This is a genomic window from Rheinheimera pacifica (assembly GCF_900108485.1).
GTDB lineage: Bacteria > Pseudomonadota > Gammaproteobacteria > Enterobacterales > Alteromonadaceae > Alishewanella > Alishewanella pacifica.
This window is the reverse complement of sequence record NZ_FNXF01000002.1, coordinates 264,673-282,225: the sequence shown is the minus strand read 5'-3', so window position 1 is coordinate 282,225 and position 17,553 is coordinate 264,673. Positions and strand designations below refer to the sequence as shown.

The 17,553-nt window shown below is 48.3% G+C and carries 15 protein-coding genes and 1 tRNA gene; 7 read left to right on the top strand and 9 right to left on the bottom strand.

All coding sequences use genetic code 11. The annotated features are described in order from the left end of the window. Positions 1–2 precede the first annotated feature (2 nt). The gene (locus BLW68_RS03815; RefSeq protein WP_092790384.1) at positions 3–749 is read right to left on the bottom strand and encodes a DUF481 domain-containing protein; all 747 of its coding nucleotides are present in this window, start codon (positions 747–749) and stop codon (positions 3–5) included. Positions 750–752: 3 nt separating this feature from the next. Further along, positions 753–1,577 (bottom strand): mechanosensitive ion channel family protein, encoded by an 825-nt coding sequence (locus BLW68_RS03810; protein ID WP_092790382.1) that lies wholly within the window; start codon positions 1,575–1,577, stop codon positions 753–755. 156 nt (positions 1,578–1,733) lie between these two features. Here BLW68_RS03810 and BLW68_RS03805 point away from each other — a divergent pair. From BLW68_RS03805 to BLW68_RS03795, 3 genes are all read left to right on the top strand, one after another. After that, positions 1,734–1,809, top strand: a tRNA-His gene (locus tag BLW68_RS03805). Positions 1,810–1,864: 55 nt separating this feature from the next. Continuing rightward, positions 1,865–2,407, top strand: a complete 543-nt coding sequence (locus tag BLW68_RS03800) for a DUF1285 domain-containing protein (protein ID WP_092790380.1) — start codon at positions 1,865–1,867, stop codon at positions 2,405–2,407. 105 nt (positions 2,408–2,512) lie between these two features. Then, a complete protein-coding gene (locus BLW68_RS03795; RefSeq protein WP_092790378.1) occupies positions 2,513–3,796 on the top strand; it encodes a metal-dependent hydrolase family protein in 1,284 nt (427 codons plus the stop codon). Between the two features lie 32 nt (positions 3,797–3,828). On the opposite strand, the gene BLW68_RS03790 is transcribed toward BLW68_RS03795, so the two are convergent. The 4 genes from BLW68_RS03790 to BLW68_RS03775 form a co-directional block, all read right to left on the bottom strand. Then, positions 3,829–4,284: a DUF2489 domain-containing protein gene (locus BLW68_RS03790; RefSeq protein ID WP_092790376.1), complete on the bottom strand. Its 456-nt coding sequence runs from the start codon at positions 4,282–4,284 to the stop codon at positions 3,829–3,831. Positions 4,285–4,286: 2 nt separating this feature from the next. After that, entirely contained in the window at positions 4,287–4,841 is a 555-nt protein-coding gene (yihI, locus tag BLW68_RS03785) for a Der GTPase-activating protein YihI (RefSeq protein ID WP_092790374.1), read from the bottom strand. A 53-nt stretch (positions 4,842–4,894) separates the two neighbouring features. Continuing rightward, positions 4,895–5,545: a class I SAM-dependent methyltransferase gene (locus tag BLW68_RS03780; protein WP_092790372.1), complete on the bottom strand. Its 651-nt coding sequence runs from the start codon at positions 5,543–5,545 to the stop codon at positions 4,895–4,897. A 591-nt stretch (positions 5,546–6,136) separates the two neighbouring features. Beyond that, positions 6,137–6,763: a c-type cytochrome gene (locus tag BLW68_RS03775; protein ID WP_092790370.1), complete on the bottom strand. Its 627-nt coding sequence runs from the start codon at positions 6,761–6,763 to the stop codon at positions 6,137–6,139. Positions 6,764–6,944: 181 nt separating this feature from the next. On the opposite strand from BLW68_RS03775, the gene yihA reads away from it, so the two are divergent. After that, on the top strand, positions 6,945–7,577 hold the full coding sequence (gene yihA / locus BLW68_RS03770; protein WP_092790368.1) for a ribosome biogenesis GTP-binding protein YihA/YsxC: 633 nt from the start codon (positions 6,945–6,947) through the stop codon (positions 7,575–7,577). 590 nt (positions 7,578–8,167) lie between these two features. Here the strand turns inward: yihA and polA are convergent. After that, positions 8,168–10,960, bottom strand: coding sequence for a DNA polymerase I (polA, locus tag BLW68_RS03765; RefSeq protein WP_092790366.1), 2,793 nt, complete (start codon positions 10,958–10,960; stop codon positions 8,168–8,170). 560 nt (positions 10,961–11,520) lie between these two features. On the opposite strand from polA, the gene BLW68_RS03760 reads away from it, so the two are divergent. Both BLW68_RS03760 and BLW68_RS03755 read left to right on the top strand, forming a co-directional pair. After that, a complete protein-coding gene (locus BLW68_RS03760) occupies positions 11,521–11,916 on the top strand; it encodes a c-type cytochrome (protein WP_092790364.1) in 396 nt (131 codons plus the stop codon). Between the two features lie 191 nt (positions 11,917–12,107). Continuing rightward, positions 12,108–14,717, top strand: coding sequence for a bifunctional diguanylate cyclase/phosphodiesterase (locus BLW68_RS03755; RefSeq protein ID WP_092790362.1), 2,610 nt, complete (start codon positions 12,108–12,110; stop codon positions 14,715–14,717). On the opposite strand, the gene rep is transcribed toward BLW68_RS03755, so the two are convergent. After that, the gene (gene rep, locus BLW68_RS03750) at positions 14,691–16,706 is read right to left on the bottom strand and encodes a DNA helicase Rep (protein WP_092790360.1); all 2,016 of its coding nucleotides are present in this window, start codon (positions 16,704–16,706) and stop codon (positions 14,691–14,693) included. The genes BLW68_RS03755 and rep overlap by 27 nt on opposite strands. A 104-nt stretch (positions 16,707–16,810) precedes the next feature. On the opposite strand from rep, the gene ubiK reads away from it, so the two are divergent. Continuing rightward, positions 16,811–17,134 carry a ubiquinone biosynthesis accessory factor UbiK gene (ubiK, locus tag BLW68_RS03745; protein WP_342741233.1) on the top strand — a complete coding sequence of 108 codons (324 nt, stop codon included), beginning with the start codon at positions 16,811–16,813 and terminating at the stop codon, positions 17,132–17,134. 47 nt (positions 17,135–17,181) lie between these two features. On the opposite strand, the gene BLW68_RS03740 is transcribed toward ubiK, so the two are convergent. Then, entirely contained in the window at positions 17,182–17,535 is a 354-nt protein-coding gene (locus tag BLW68_RS03740; RefSeq protein WP_092790356.1) for a hypothetical protein, read from the bottom strand. Between the last annotated feature and the right edge of the window lie 18 nt (positions 17,536–17,553).

Genomic DNA, 17,553 nt, shown 5'->3' with positions numbered 1-17,553 from the left:
AATTAAAACGAGTACACCAGAGTCAGAGAAGTTTGGGTGTCGGTGCTTTTTTTACCCACTGGCACATCAGAGTCATTTTGTACCAGAAAGGCGGCTTTCATTTGCAAGGCGCCATTAATTTTGGCCAGCAATGAAGTTTCTGCGATAGAGCGGGTATTATCGTCACCGTACTCTACGCTTAACGTCTGGGCAAAGCTGGCCGATTCACTGATTGTCCATTTAAATGAGGCTGCACCGCGCACAATCAGGCCATTTTCTGTTTCACCGGTAGAGCGTTTGCCAGTGAAATAACCCGGACCTATTTCTACATCCAGCGATTTATCTTCAACGTTGTACACCCGGGTGCCATAACCGACTGCCAAAGTGGTGTACTCGGTATAAGCACCGAACTCATCGTCAGTGTATGAGCCAAAAGCAAACAGTTTGTCGAATTCACTTTCCAGTTTGTAAGCCGTTTTTGCCGAGATCATATACCGCTCTGCTGACTTCTGCGTGACTTTGTCACCGTTGGCATCGGTTTTTTCATCTTCTTTAAAGAAGGCGCTGAAAATGTACTGGTTGCTCCACTGCTCCAACTCCTGTTTGGCATCAATCTTACCGGTAATAGAGGTACCAACAGTATTACCTGAGGTAGTAATGGCACCCAGCTCGGCAGAGGTGGTCCATACTTTGCCGGTTGCTGCTGCATCATGCGCCTGAGCCTGCACACCGCCAGCTACCGCCAGTGCCAGAATTGAAAAATACTTCATTACTTACTCCTGCTTGTCTTTTTTGATATGAACGTCCATCTGCGGGAATGGAATGCCAATACCTTGCTCATCGAAAATCAGTTTTACTTTTTCCAGCGTGTCCCAGTACACGCCCCAATAGTCGGCCGAATTTACCCAGGGCCTTACGTTAAGGTTGACTGAAGAATCAGCCAGCGCCGCTACTTTCACCGTGGCTGCCGGTTCCTGCAATACCCGTTCATCATTTTTCAGAATGTCTTCCAGTATCTGTTTGGCTTTGCGTAAGTCAGAGTCATAACTGATGCCAATCACCAGATCCACCCGGCGCCGTGGTTCAGCTGAATAGTTGGTGATAGGCCCGCCGGTTATCTGCGCATTGGGTACTATGACCCTTTTGTTATCAGGTGTGCGCATCATAGTCTGGAATATTTCAATTTTATCCACAGTGCCGCTGACACCGCCGGCATCAATAAAGTCGCCGGATTTAAACGGCCGGAATAAAATAATCAGAATGCCGGAGGCAAAGTTGGCTAAAGAGCCCTGTAATGCCAAACCGACCGCTAAGCCGGCAGCACCTAAAATGGCGATAAAGGACGTAGTTTGTACACCAATCTGTGATAGCGCCATCAACACGGTGGCGATCATAATAATGGCGTAAATCAGGCTGGCGATAAAAGCCACTACCGCTTTGTCTACAGAGCGCGCTACCAGCGTTCTTTCGATAAACCGCGAAATAGCCCTTGCCATCATACGGCCGATATAAAAAATTAAGATGGCGGCAATAATCTGGATCAGTAAGCCCAATAAAACTTCGTGGTTCTCTTCAAATAACTGGGTTATTTGCTCCATAACACTCTCCTTTGCTGGCGAAAATGGCAAAACGGCAAGAGGATACCACAGAATAAAAGCGGGCTAAATGAAAACGACAACAAGTTGTTAACTGATTTCCTGCTTGAAAAGGCTTGGTGTTGAAAAAAAACTTAGTTAGAATAACCGCCCGCAACGGTGACTGTAGCTCAGTTGGTAGAGCCCCGGATTGTGATTCCGGTTGTCGTGGGTTCGATCCCCATCAGTCACCCCACTTTGCTCTGCACTGCTACACTTGGCTAATTCTTCTCTGACTTCCAGGGTTTAAAATGACGGATCTGTCTGCATTGCAGCAACAGCTGGCCGGGCCTGATCTGGCACCGGTGGAAAGCTGGAACCCGCCGTTTTGTGGCGATATTCCGCTGCATATCGATGCACAAGGCCAGTGGTTTTATCAACACAGCCTGATCCAGCGCCCGGCGCTGGTTAAGCTTTTTGCTTCGGTGTTAATTTACCAACACGGTGAGCATTTTTTGCAGACGCCGGTAGAAAAAGTACGCATCACTGTGGCAGATGCGCCGTTATTAATTACCGACTGGCAGTGGACAGACACAGCCACAGGCCCGGCATTACTGCTGAGCACTAATCTGCAGCATCAACTGTTGCTAAGTGCTCAATACCCTATGATTGTCAGGCAGGATCCGCAGCAGCAATTATTGCCTTATATCCAGCTATGGCATGGTTTACAGGCTAAGCTTAGCCGCAATGTGTATTACCAGCTTAGTGGCCAGGCCAGGCCGGTGTATTGTAATGGTAAACAACATTTCCAGTTAAAAAGCGCCGGTTATCCTTACACTTTTGCTATTGTCTAACCCTACGCTGGTCGGCTAAAACCGTTCACCTGTCTCAAGCCGGTTGTTCATTGCTACGGTAATGCTATCACTGAAGCGCAAACTCAAACAGAAGGCACTAACAATATGAATAAAACGCCCCTTGCTATGCTAATCGGCACCTTATGTATCAGCCCCATCACCAGCGCCGCTACATTGATCCACGCTGGCACGCTTATTACCGCTGAAGATAAAAAAGTACTGTCTAATCATACTGTTGTGATAGAGCAGGATAAAATTACCGTTATCGAAGCCGGCTTTCGTAACCCCACTACGGCAGATCAGGTTATCGACCTGCGCCAGCATACGGTCATGCCGGGTTTAATGGATATGCATACGCATTTTTACAGCCAGTTTAGCCCAACGGTGTACAGCGAAGGCTTTACTATGAACGAAGCTGACTACGCACTACGCGGTGCAACCTTTGCTGAAAAAACCTTAATGGCGGGTTTTACCACGGTGCGGGAGCTGGGAGATAACCATCACATCAGTAGTGCCCTGAAAAAGGCTATTGCCAAAGGTTATATTAAAGGGCCGCGTATTTTTGCTGCCGGTAAATCAATTGCAACTACCGGCGGCCACGCCGACCCCACCAATGGTGTGGCCTATGCGTTAATGGGCGATCCGGGCCCGAAAGAGGGCGTTGTAAATGGTGCGGATGAAGCGCGTAAAGCCGTACGCCAGCGTTATAAAGAAGGCTCTGACCTGATTAAAATTACTGCGACAGGTGGCGTGCTCAGTGTAGTGAAAAGCGGCAGCAACCCACAGTTTACTGATGAAGAGCTGGCGGCTATCGTCAGTACTGCCAACGACTACGGTATGAAAGTCGCTGTACATGCGCACGGTAAAGAAGGCATGGAACGGGCAATTAAAGCCGGGGTGCATTCTATCGAACATGGTACCTATATGGATAAAAACACCATGGCGATGATGCGCAAACAGGGCACCTACTTTGTGCCAACCATCAGTGCCGGTAAATGGGCAGCAGAAAAAGCGGCTATTGCGGGGTTTTTCCCGGAGCTGGTGCGGCCCAAGGCGGCCACTATCGGCGCTAAAATTCAGCAAACCTTTGCCGAGGCGTATAAAGCCGGAGTGAAAATTGCTTTTGGTACCGATGCCGGAGTGTATGAGCACGGGGAAAACTGGCGCGAATTTATTTATATGACTGAAGCCGGTATGCCGATGTTGGAAGCCATTCACAGCGCCACTATTGAAGGCGCGCGTTTACTTGGCGTAGCAGACGAGCTGGGTAGTATTAAAGCCGGTAAAATTGCCGATATTATTGCTGTGCCGGGTGATCCGCTGCAGGATATCCAACAGATGGGTAAGGTAAGCTTTGTGATGAAAGCCGGTCAGATATACCGGCAGTAGAGCTACACGCGGCCATTAAAATGCCAGCCGGCTTAGCCCGGCTGGAAACGCTGCAACAGGGCGGCAGTATCTGCCAGAATAAAATCTTTTAAGTCTTGCTCCGCTTTAAGCCTGACTGCATCCTGCTGGCGGGTAAGCACTTTATCCTGTTGCTTGCGTGCTTTGTGCGTTGGCATGTCTTTAACCACCTGATACATCTGGTGCAAACCCGGATACGTAACAACCGGATCAGGCTGGCGCTCAGGTACCAGATGATCCAACAACACCCACAACCGTAACGCGCCCTCAGATAATTCGCACTGTTGCTCCAGCATCGCTTTGCAAATCAGCGTAATGCTGTCACGCAGGTACTGTTCTTTTTCGCTCTTTTGTTGCTGCTGTTGCCGGCTTTGCTGCTGCAGTTGCCACAGCAGGCTACCGGCATAAAATGCCAGGGCTGCTACGATCAGGCTGCCAACAATAATTACCGCTAATAGGGTACTGCTCAATATTAATCCTCGTCGCCCAGTAAATCTTTACGCCAGTCTTTACTCTCAAAAGCGGCCAGAGGATCAACAATAGCATCATCTTCGTCTTCTGTTAAACCCAGCTGTTGCAGTAGTTGCTCCAGGCGTGCTGTTTTAGCATTAAAGTACTTAGCGTCTTTACCTGTCAGCACTTCGTCTTTCTCTACCCGCTCCAGCAGTTGCTGCAAGTAGCTGTCGTTTTCAATCAGTGCCAGTTCCTGCTCTGCCGTTAATTCTACCGCTTTCACTTTAGCTAAGCTGGCTTTGGGTTGTAACAGCGGTTGCACCACAACCGGTTGCTCGGTTACAGGCAGCAGAGAGATAGGCGTTTTGCTACCAATGCGCTTGTCTTTTTTGGTTGAATCTTTAGTGGCTTCCGCTGTTTTCACCGGCGCAATATTATTGCGGTTACCGGATTTAAGGCCAGATCCCTTTTTTTTGGTTTCTTCTCTGGGCTCGCGGGTTTTGCGGGCGTCTTCCGCTGACAGATGGCGTAAACCATTAGGGCCGGCGGAACGGGTTTTTTTCTGACGAGTCATGTTTGTTACCTGTAAAAAAGGGCGCACATTTTAACCAGTTTTGTGCTGAAACACTAATGCTTTGTGCGCTGCAGAATAACCACATCTTTATCAGCAAAATTCAGGCTAAAACCGTCGCGTTGGGCTAAGTAAGTAAAAGTATAGTCAGCAAAAAAACTGACATGGGTTGGGTCCAGTTTGTAGTGCCAGTTAGCAAAAGCCTCTGCCGTAGTATAGCGTTTGGTCATAATAGCCAAAGTGCCGTGCGGTTTTAGCAAACTAAGCCACAGCGCCCATTCTGCTGCGGGCCGGGCAAAGTGCTCTATTGCCTCGCTACAGCTGATAAAGTCATATTGCTGCTGCAGTACAGTATTGTCAGCTGCAAAATAGGGGTCCCATAGCGACATGTGCTGGCCTGCTTCGCTCAGCATTCTGGCCAGCAATGGGCCGGGGCCGCAGCCAAAATCCAGCCCGCTAAGCCCTGTGGCCGGTAAAGCTGCCAGCAATGGCCCGGCCAGACGCTGTAAAAAGCGGCGATAGCCGGCATCGTTAATATCATTGTTGTGCAGCTGATATTGTGCCAGTTCATCTTCAGCAGCCAGCAAGCTGGCGCGATCGGCAAATACCAGCTGACATTGTTGGCATTGGTAGTAGCTTCGGCGTTTATCTTGGTGAAATAAGCCACAGTGCAGGTGTAAGCACAACGGGCATGCAGTGTCGGACATAAGGCTATTGCTGAATTTAAAATAAAAGAAAAGGCGATAAGATCACTTATCGCCCTGGATATGCTTGTGTCAAATGGACACTTCTCTCATTCGCTGTCATCATCCTGATGCTGCTGCAACGCCCTGTCTGTGTGTTCCCTTTGTTATTTTGGCTTTCCGTACCAATTATTTATTCTTTACGATCATCCTGATACTTTCGTAACCATCCCTGAGCGTGAATCACGCAGCACATCATCCTGATGTGTTTATTAAGGCACCGCGCACTTACGTACTGGTACAACCCCTTCCTTGCGACGAATCCCTGTTTTTTTCAGTTACAAAATGTAACAGGTGGTAATTTACTCTGATCTGCTGATATGGCAAGACATTGCTGCAAAAAAAACCATAGCTTTCTTTTTAGTTGAAAATATAGTTATAATTTTCATTGACTTAGGGTGTTTTTGCCAGATCAGAAAAGTTCCCTAAAATCACAAAGCGGGCGTTTGTCCTACAGTGTTTGTGAGATATATCTCACAAATTATGACTGGCTGAGTAGCAAAAACCGGCGATGAACGCCGGTTTTTTTGCGATTATCTGCGCAAAACAGGGTGATTAATGCAAGCCGCCCAGATACTGCGACAATACGTCGATATCATCATCAGTTAGTTTTTTCGCGATATCCTGCATCATGCCATTGAGATCATTAGCGCGCTGGCCACTGCGGAATTCCTGCAGAGTAGTTTTCAGGTAGGTAGCATTTTGAAACGATATTTTCGGAAAGCCGCCTAAGCTGCTGCCTGAGCCGCGCGGGCCATGGCAGGCAATACAGGCTGCGATACCACGGTCAGCATCGCCACCACGATAAAGCTGTTCGCCGCGGGCAATAACATTTTCCGGAGTAGTACCTGACTTCATTTTTTGCGAAGCAAAGTAGGCTGCTAAATCTTTCATGTCCTGATCAGATAACGCCGCTACCATGCCAAACATAATGCTGTTGTTACGCCCTTGTTTGCCTCCGGTTTCCATGCCTTGTTTGTACTGGCGTAATTGCTTATACAGATAAGGTGCATGTTGTCCGGCAATTTTCGGATACATATCAACCGGGCTGTTGCCATCAGGGCCATGACAGGCTGCACAGGTAGCAGATTTAGCTTTACCTGCTTCAGCATCACCGTCAAATGCATGGGCTGTTCCGATTAGACCGAATAACAGCGTCAGTGGAAGTAGAAGTTTTTTCATTTTTTATCCGTCTCTGTCCGCATTAAACCGCCAGCATACTGGCAACCAAGAGTAATAACCTTAATTTTTATGCCTATTTTACACGAAACTGCCCAAAGTAAAATCCCATACAGCGCGCAAAAGCTTCTGCCGATCCGCCAGATCCGCTACAATGGCATCAAATTATTCGCCGGAGAAGGCAGTGTACAAGTCAAAAATCAATTATCAGCAAGCTACTTTTTTAACCAGCGCGCCTGATATCAAAGCATTACCAGCAGACGAAGGCATTGAAGTTGCCTTCGCTGGCCGTTCAAATGCCGGTAAGTCCAGCGCGTTAAATACGCTGACGCGGCAAAATAGTTTAGCCCGCACCAGTAAAACACCGGGCCGCACTCAGCTGATTAACACTTTTAGCCTGGATGAACAGCGCCGGTTAATCGATTTACCCGGTTATGGTTTTGCTAAGGTGCCCTTGACGGTAAAAGAAAAGTGGCAAAAGTCCCTTGCCGAATATCTGATGAAGCGCACCAGTTTAAAAGGTTTGGTGGTGCTGATGGATATCCGTCATCCGTTAAAAGATTTAGATCAGGATCTTATTCACTGGGCGGTAGGCAGTGATCTGCCAGTGCTTATTCTGCTGACCAAAGCCGATAAGCTGGGGCCGGGAGCAAGAAAGAAAACCTTGCTTGAAGTGCGTGAAGCAACATTGGCATTTATGGGCGATATCACTGTGCATGCGTTTAGTTCGCTGAATAAACTTGGGCTGCCAGAGCTGGAGCAAGTGCTGGATCTGTGGTACGGCGTGGGTACAGATAGCGAAACTGCGCCACTGTAGCTTGCAGGCATAAAAAAACCGACACTCGGAAGTGTCGGTCATAGCAAACGGGGAGAAGCTATAATTTCAAATCAACAGGGTGTCTTATCGCTAAGACAACTTCATTATACAGCAAATTTTTATTGTTTGAAGTATTTGCTCTAAAAAATCTAATAAATTTTCATTTTAGTGGGTGTCTTGTTACTCAGTAACCATTTTGCTGTGCTGCTATTATCGGCAGATAGGCGCTGGGCTGCGGGTTTTTCAGGCAAAAAAAACGCCCCACTGCAAGCAGTGGGGCGGCTAAATAAGCCTACTTTCATTCGCTGGAGCCCTAAAGCTCTGGCACTGAAAGATAGAACATCTTACCTCTGTACCCTACGCGTCAAATTTTAACCAGCCCGCCTGATAATGCAAGTTCTTTTTGTAATAAAACTACAAAAACTGCTGATTTTTCGTTCTTATTACTATTTTTGGTAATTTAATTACTTTTTTGTGCAGTGTTGAACATAAAAAAAGCCCCGCTGGGTAGCGGGGCTGAAAAGTGTACACAGGAGAGATGAATAACTTAACTATAACGTCAGACTGACGTCTGCGCAGTTAGTTCAATATTAATGTGCTTCATCCCAATTATCACCGTCACCTGCCTCCGCCAGCAGCGGCACATCCAGCGTTGCAGCCGTTGCCATCAGCTCAACTAACTGCTGCTTTATCTGGCCGACTTTATCGGCATCTACTTCAAATACCAACTCATCGTGTACCTGCATAATCATGGTAGCAGCTGGCTGTTTTTGCTGTTGCAGCCAGTTATCTACAACTATCATGGCTTTTTTTATAATGTCGGCAGCAGTGCCCTGCATGGGGGCGTTAATTGCTGCACGTTCTGCGCCTTTACGCCGGGCCATATTCTGGGCATTGATCTCAGGCAGATATAAACGCCGGCCAAACAAGGTTTCAACATAACCCTGTTCATGCGCTTGCTTGCGGGTACGCTCCATATAGTTAAGTACACCGGGAAAGCGCTCAAAGTAACGGTCAACGTACTGCTGTGCTTCTGAGCGGCTGACGCCAAGCTGTTTGGCTAAACCAAATGCCGACATGCCGTAAATCAGGCCAAAGTTAACGGCTTTGGCACTGCGGCGCTGATCTGAGGTGACATCGTCCAGTTTAACGCCAAAAACTTCTGCTGCCGTAGCACGATGAATATCACGGCCCTGGGCAAAAGCGTCCAGCAGCGCCTGATCCTGTGACAAATGCGCCATAATGCGCAGTTCAATTTGAGAGTAATCCACCGCGACGATTTTTTTGCCTTTAGGGGCAATAAACGCCTGCCGGATACGCCGGCCTTCTTCAGTGCGGATAGGGATATTCTGCAGATTGGGATCGGTTGAGCTTAAACGGCCGGTTGCGGCAACTGCCTGGTGATAGGAGGTATGTACCCTGCCTGTTACCGGGTTCTGCATTTTCGGTAGTTTGTCAGTATAAGTGGATTTAAGCTTACTTAAGCCCCTGTGCTCGGTAATCAGCTTGGGAAATTCATATTCCAGCGCCAGTTCTGCCAATACGTCTTCAGCGGTAGAGGGGGTGCCGGTCGGTGTTTTTTTAAGTACTGGCAGCTTCATCTGCTCAAACAGAATTTCCTGCAACTGTTTGGGGGATGCTAGGTTAAAAGGTTTACCCGCCTGCTCATACGCCAGTTGTTCCAGTTCGGCAATACGGCTGGCCAGTTGCTCACTTTGTATCGCCAGCAACTTACTGTCTATCAGTACGCCATGGCGTTCAATCCGCGATAAAATATCTACCAGCGGCATTTCAATATCCTGCAACACGGTAACTAAGCCGGCATCCTGCTGTAGTTGTGGCCAAAGTGTCTGGTGCAGTTGCAGGGTAATGTCGGCGTCTTCTGCGGCATACCGGGCCGCTTTTTCCAGTTCTATCTGGTTAAACGTCAGCTGTTTCGCGCCTTTGCCGGCAATGTCTTCAAAGCTGATGGTTTTACGGCCTAAATACTTCAGTGCCAGGCTATCCATATCATGGCGCGAGGCCACTGAGTTAAGCACATAAGATTCCAGCATCGTATCAAAGCGCACACCTTTTAGCCTAATGTCGTAACGCGCCAGTACACTTTGATCATATTTCAGGTTCTGACCTACTTTGGCTTTGCTGTTATCTTCCAGCCAGGGTTTAAGCTGCGCCAGTACCCAGTCGCGCTTTAGTTGCTCTGGCGCACCAATATAATCATGTGCTACCGGCACATACCAGGCGTCGCCTGCAGCGGTGGCAACAGACAAACCAACCAGCTCAGCCTGCATATAATCCAGGCTGGTGGTTTCAGTATCAAAAGCAGCCAGTTCGCAACGGTTCAGTTGTTGCAGCATACTATTAAAAGCTGCTTCATCCAGTACAGTAAGGTAGGTATCAGGCGCCGGGTTACCTTCGTCTGGGGGGCTGTCAGTCTCATCGCTGCTGGCAAACATATCCGCTTGTGCTGCGCCGGTTTGCGGCTTGGCCGCTGCTGGTTCATTGTCTAATACTTCACTTAACCAGCGGCGAAATTCGCACTGCTTGTATAACTCGGCCAGTTGCCCGTTGTTTGCCGTTTTAATCATTAGGTCTGTCAGCTGATAAGGCAGGTCGACATCGGTTTTTATTGTTGCTAACTGATAAGATAACTCCAGCTGGGCACGAAACTCTTCCAGCTTTGCCACCATGGTTTTTGCGCCGCGAAAACTCAGTGTTGGCACCTTATCTAACTGCTGATAAATCTGCGCAATAGAGCCCAGCCCCTGCAATAATGCTGCGGCGGTTTTTTCACCTACACCCGGTAAGCCCGGAATGTTGTCTACTTTGTCGCCCATCAGCGCCAGATAATCGATAATCAGCTCAGGGCCCACGCCAAACTTATCTGTTACACCCTGCGGGTCGAGCAGGGTGTTGGTCATGGTATTAATTAATGTGACATGCTCATCTACCAGCTGTGCCATATCTTTATCGCCGGTAGAAATCAGCGTATGCCGGCCTTGTGCGCTGGCTTGGCGCGCCAGAGTACCAATCACATCGTCAGCTTCTACACCACTGACACACAACAGCGGTAACCCCATGGCTTCTATAATGCGGTGTAACGGTTCGATCTGGCTGCGCAGATCATCCGGCATAGGGGGGCGGTTGGCTTTGTATTCACTGTACATGTCGTTACGGAAAGTGGGGCCTTTAGCGTCAAATATCACAGCCATTTGTGTTGGCTGATACTGGCGCAGTAAACTTTTTAGCATATTAACCACACCATAAATGGCGCCGGTAGCTTCGCCACGCGAATTAGTTAAATGAGGTGGTGAATGATAAGCACGGAACAAATAAGACGAGCCATCGACCAGGATCAGTGGAGTGCCGGAGATAGAAACCATGGGTAGTAATATCCTGCAGAAATAAAGCTATAGCATGCCACAGCGCGTGCAGTGCTGCCAGTAATACGGCGGTGTTGTTCCGGATGATAAGCTGTGGATAACTTTGTGCAAAACATAGCTGAACGAACCATGGCGTTTAGTAAGACATAGTTTTCTTGTGTTTTAATGCTTTGTTTTATAAAGAGAAATTGGGGTTTGTCGCAGCGCCCATATTACTATTTTCTAATTTTTATTTTGTGGAAAAGCTTTTCCATGTTAATCAGGTACTTCACAAAACTGCAGAAGAAATCGTAAATTACCGGCCGACTAGACTACCACAAACTTGATGGATTCAAAGCAAAAACATTAAATAATTTAGCTTTAAAAGAACTTGTGTAAGGAACAAAAAAGCATATAGCAGAGCGGCTAATATCTGTTGCAGATTTAGCTTCAGGCTGGTAATAACGTCGTACTTTATTATGCATTTATAACCGCGGCTATTGTTGGGGCTTCCCCTTGCTGTGGCTTGGGGGCTATAATGCCTCAAATTTTGTGCGGCTTTTACCACAGGAACCAAGTAGATGAAAAAATTAACTCTCGCTTTCGCCTTGTTGTTAACAACAGTGAGTGTCAATGCCAGTTCGGATGCGGATAAAGAAGCGCTGGCTAAACGTCTTGCTCCTGTTGGTCAGGTTTATGTAGCCGGAGCTGCAGCTGCTTCTGACGCTGGCCCATCTGGCCCGCGTAGTGGTGAAAAAGTATACCAGACTGCCTGTTTTGCCTGTCATGGCACCGGCGCCCTAGATGCACCGAAAAAAGATGATGCCGCTTGGAAATCGCGTATGGATCAAGGCTTCGATGTTATGCTGAAGCATGCCATTGAAGGTATTCGCAATATGCCGGCTCGTGGTACCTGTGCCGATTGTTCGGATGATGAAATTGCCGCCGCCATTAAGTTTATGACCGACGGCGTATGACATTATATTGTCACACTAAGGCCGCTTAATGCGGCCTTAGTTGTTTTTATCCGCACAGAAAATAAATTAGCCTAAGCAATTGTTAATTAGTGCCGGTCCGGCTCTTCCATGTGGTTAAACTTTGTGCATAATGAGTCGGTCAAAAATAAAGTTGGCCAGCGGCGACTGGCCATATAAGAATCGTATCAGCGTTGAAGGGATCAACTAAACTGAATAAGCGTTTACGTCAGGCTGAAATCAGGTTGCGGCGCCTTACATTACTGGCGCAGCGCTATAAACAAGCCTATGTCATTCAGGGCGCATTGCTGCAGCTATCTGAACTAGCCAGTACTATCAGTGATATGCGGGAGTTTTATCCGGCTATTCACAAGATGGTATCTGAACTGCTGCACGCTGAAAATTTCTACGTAGTGTTTTATAACAACGCAACCGAGCAGTATTCCCCACAGTATTTTTCTGATGAAAAAGATCAGCAGCTTATTGCACAGGTGCCTTCAAGTGCTTTTTCAACCGGTTTAACCGGTTATGTTGCCCGCAGCGGCAAGGCGCTGATGTGCGACAGTGAGCAGTTTGAGCAACTGGTGCTTAACGGCCATATTCAGGCGCAGGGTTCACCTTGCGCGCACTGGCTGGGTATACCTTTGTGTCGGGGCGAGCAGGTTATTGGTGTCATGGCTATTCAGTCATATAACGCTGAGCATTTATATACCGAGGCCGATCTGGCATTGTTCAGCAATATTGGTGGCCACACTATTACTGCGCTGGACAGAGTAAAAAGCCGCGAATTGCTCGAAGACACCGTGCGCCAGCGCACACAGCAATTGCAAAGCATTAATCAGTCATTGCAAAAAGAAATAAAAGAACGCACCAGTGCTGAACAGCTGCAGGTGGCGCTGTACCGTATTTCAGAACTCACCGCCAGCAGCAGCGATATGAGCAGCTTTTATCGTTCGGTGCATCAGGTGTTGTCTGGTTTGATGCATGCAGACAACTGTTATATTGCTTTGCTTAACAGCGATAAAACCAAGCTGACTTTCCCGTTTTATATTGACCAATATTCACCCCCGGCGCGTGAGCGGCCGTTAAGCCGCGGTTTTACTGAATATGTAATACGTTGTGCCGACGTAAAGCTGATTAACGCTGATACCGCCGCAAAACTGGTTGCCAGCGGTGAAATATGCCGCGGCATCAGCGATCTGGCCTCTGCTGTGCGCTATTCTACCAGCTGGCTTGGGGCGCCGCTGATGCTGGATAAGCAGGTTATTGGTGTTATTGCACTGCAGTCTTACGAAAAAAGTTATTGTTATTCAGAGGCTGAGCTGAATATTCTGCGTTTTGTATCGCAGCATATAGCGGTGGCTATTCACCGTAAGCAAACGACTGAGCAGCAAAAGCGCCATCAGGAAGAGCTGGAGCGCAAAGTATTTGAAAGTACCCGCGAGCTGCGCCAAACCAATCTGTTTTTACGGCTGCAGGTAGAAGAGCGGAAAAAAGCTGAGCAAAAACTGTTTTATGAAGCCAACCATGATGCCTTAACCGGGCTGGCCAACCGGCAGATGTTTCTGCAACAGTTAAAGCAGCAGTTTGCGCTGAGTAAACGCCAGTCGCAGCTGAAAATAGCCCTGCTGTTTATCGACCTGGACCGTTTTAAACTGATTAACGACACCCTGGGGCATCATATTGGTGATGCATTTCTGGTGGAGGTAAGTAAGCGCCTGCAAACCACAGTACGCGAGCATGATATGGTGGCGCGCCTGGGGGGGGATGAATTTGTGGTGCTGCTCACCAGTCTGGCCGATGAAGTGGATGCTGAAGAAGTCGCCGAGCGTATTATTGAGATGATACGCCAGCCGTTTTTACTGCAGGGTCAGCAGGTGCACTCTGGCGCCAGTGTTGGTATTGCCCATTTTAGCCATGAGCACAGTAAAGCTGAAGCCTTACTGCGGGACGCCGATGCCGCCATGTATCAGGCCAAGTCAATGGGGCGTAACCGCTTTGTCATTTTTAATGAAACCATGCGCGAGCAAATGCTGCAGGCCCTGAGCACCGAGCAGGTAATGATGCAGGCTTTAGAGCAACAGCAATTTACTGCCGTGTACGAGCCGGTGCTTTGTGGCCAGGCGCGTAATTTAATGGGCTACGAGTTACATGCGCAGTGGCAGCATCCACAACTGGGCACCCAGTATAATTTTTGCCAGCATGCGGCCCAGGTGGGCATTTTGCCGCAAATTGAACAACTGTTGCTGCAACAGGCTTGCCGTCAGTTAATGCTAAGTGATACCAGTGCAGGTTTACTGACCGTGCGTCTTAGTGTGCAGCATTTACAGCAAAATGATTTATATGAAGCGTTAAAAAAACGGCTGGCAGAGGTAACTGAGATACACCGGCTATGTCTGGCATTTTCAGAGAGTGATTTGCTGCAAAGTGGTAATAATACAGTGCAGCATAATTTGCAGCAGTTAAAACAGCTGGGTGTGCGCCTGGCGCTGCATAACTTTGCTGCCGGCATGGCGCCGCTGAGTTTATTGCTGCAGCAGCAGTTTGATTTTGTCAAACTGGACGCCGCTTTTTGCCGCCAGCTGGTACGCAGTGAGCAAAAACGCCAGTTACTACAAATGCTGCAGTCGCTGGCGCTGAGTTATAAATTCCGCTTACTGGCCGATGGGGTTGATAACGCTGATTTATTAAACCTGCTGCTGGCCGAGGGCTGCTGCTTTATGCAAGGCAAATATGTCGCCGAACTGCTGTCGGCCCAAGAGCTAAGTACTACACCGTCAATTGTTCTTCAGCATTTGGCGTAAGCGTTCAATATGCGCCTGGCCGGTTTGCTGGCGCTGCTCAGCCGTTTTTACCGGCGCGGCGCTTTGCCACTCTAAATCGTCCTGCGGTAATTCATACAAAAACCGGCTGGGTTCGGGCCGCACCACTTCGCCAAACTGGCGCCGCTCTTTGGCGTAGGTAAAAATCAGCTCGCGCTGGGCGCGGGTAATACCGACATAAGCCAGCCGGCGTTCTTCTTCAACGTTATCTTCATCTATGCTGACCTGGTGCGGCAAAATGCCCTCTTCCATGCCTACCATAAACACATAAGGAAACTCTAACCCTTTAGACGCATGCAGCGTAAGCAGCTGAACCTGATCGGCGTTATCCTCCTGCTCCTGGCGCTCCATCATATCGCGCAGTGTTAAGCGGGTAACCACCTCGGGCAATGTCATCGGCTCGTCATCATCTTTGCCCTGCAGCATTTCGCTGATCCAGCGGTACAGCTCATTAACGTTTTTCAGCGCCATTTCGGCCGCTTTGGCACTGGTGCTGGTTTCAAACAGCCAGGCTTCATAATGGCTTTGGCGAATTAAATCGCGTATCGCTTCAGCCGGATCGGCGCGCTGCACATTGTCGGCAATGCCAACAATCCACTGGGCAAATTGTTTCACCGCATTGTGGGCGCGGGCCGATAAATGCATCGACAACTCACTGTCGCAGCAGGCCTCAAATAAACTAACTTGCTTCTGGTTCGCCAGATTACCAATATGCTGCAAGGTAGCCGCGCCAATTTCGCGCCGTGGCACATTAATAATGCGTAGCAGGGCGTTATCGTCGTCCTGGTTTACTATCAAGCGCAAATACGCCATCACATCTTTAATTTCACTGCGCGAAAAAAACGAGGTACCACCGGAGATTTTGTAGGGAATGCGGTTGGTCATCAGCGCTTTTTCAAATAAACGCGACTGATGGTTACCGCGGTACAATAAGGCATAATCGCGGTAATGGCTGCGGTTAATAAAGCGGTGCGAAATAATTTCGGCCACCACTTTTTCTGCTTCATCTTCCTCGTGCTTGCAAGGGATCACTTTTAGCGGCACACCATAACCGTTTTCGCTAAACAGCTGTTTTTCAAACTCATGCGGGTTGTTAGCAATTAAAATATTGGCGGCTTTTAAAATACGCTCGGCCGAGCGGTAATTTTGCTCCAGCTTAATCACATTTAAATTTGGGAAATCCGTTTTTAACAGCACCAGATTCTGTGGCCGCGCACCGCGCCAGGAATAAATAGACTGGTCATCATCGCCCACCACAGTAAAGCGCTGGCGCTCGCCCACCAGCCATTTCACCAGTTGGTACTGGCTGGTATTGGTATCCTGATATTCATCTACCAGCAGGTACTGAATTTTTTGCTGCCACTTTTGCCGTACCTCAGTATTATGTTGAAACAGCAAAGTAGGCATTAAAATTAAATCGTCAAAATCCAGCGCGTTATAGGCAGTTAGCTGCTGGGTGTAGTGCTGGTAATAATTCGCAAAGCTGATGCTTTGCGCATCCTGTGCTTCAGCTATAGCTTTGGCTGGCAGCGTCAGTTCGTTTTTCCAGCTACTAATGCGGCTTTGCAGTGCGCGCAGTAAGTCTTTATCGCCCTGAATATCGTTTTCGCTCAATTCCTTTAATAACGCCATACTGTCCTGATCATCAAACAGGGTAAAGTTGGCTTTATAGCCAATATGGCGGTATTCCTTTTTCAGAATTTCCAGCCCAAGGGTGTGAAAGGTAGAAATGGTCAGGCCGCGGGTGGCGGTTTTGGGTAGCTGATGGTTAATACGCTCACGCATTTCGCGGGCGGCTTTATTGGTAAAGGTAACCGCTGCTATGTGCCGGGCCGGCATGTCGCATTCCTGGATCAGGTAGGCAATTTTATTAATAATTACCCGGGTTTTACCACTGCCGGCACCGGCCAGCACCAGGCAGGGCCCGGAGATAAATTTAACGGCAGCATTTTGTTGCGGATTTAACTTCATTCACTCACCCTTACACTAAGGCTGGCATTGTAACGAAATTTGCCGCTAAATAGCATGCGTGATTACGGTTTTGGCCTGTAGAATAAGGCTTACGGTTCAGCATAATGTCGCAAGCTACTGATGCGATACAGGAGATCAGCATGATAGACCCGAAAAAAATTGAAGATATTGCCAAGCAAATCGGCAACGCCATTCCACCACAGCTACGCCAGTTTGCCGACGACGTTGAAACCAAGGTAAAGCAGGTACTGCAAAGCAAACTGGCCGATCTGGATTTTGTCAGCCGCGAGGAGTTTGACGTACAGCGCCAGGTATTACTGCGCACCCGTGAGAAAGTAGAAAAGCTGGAACAGCAACTCGCCGCTTTACTGGCCGAGAAAACCCAGCAGTTTGACACCAAAGAGCTGCCATCGTCTGATCAGCAGTAAGCCTAAAGTGCAATATCAGGCTGATATTGCACCATTTTTCCAGCTAATTACACCAGTAGTTGCTGGCGCAGGTAGTCGTACAAGCGGCGTTCTTTCTGGGCTTCTTCGCCATCGCTTTGCATAATCTGCTTAGCGGTATCCAGCGCTTTTTGTTTATCGAACATCAGCGCGTCTTTCAGCCCTGCCAGATAAACTTCGGTTTTATCAGCACGAATAGCTTCGCGCACATCAGCCATGGCCTGGCTTTGTACAGCGGTAATGCTGTTAACACCATCCCAGCTTAAGTTATCGGCTATTTCGTCAACCAGCTCCTGCTCATTCAGACGAATTTTACCGTCTATGCGATACATCATAATTGCCAGTTTCAACAGTGCTTCGTTAAACGCTTGTTGTGTCGCCATGTTATTTTCCTTTTGGCT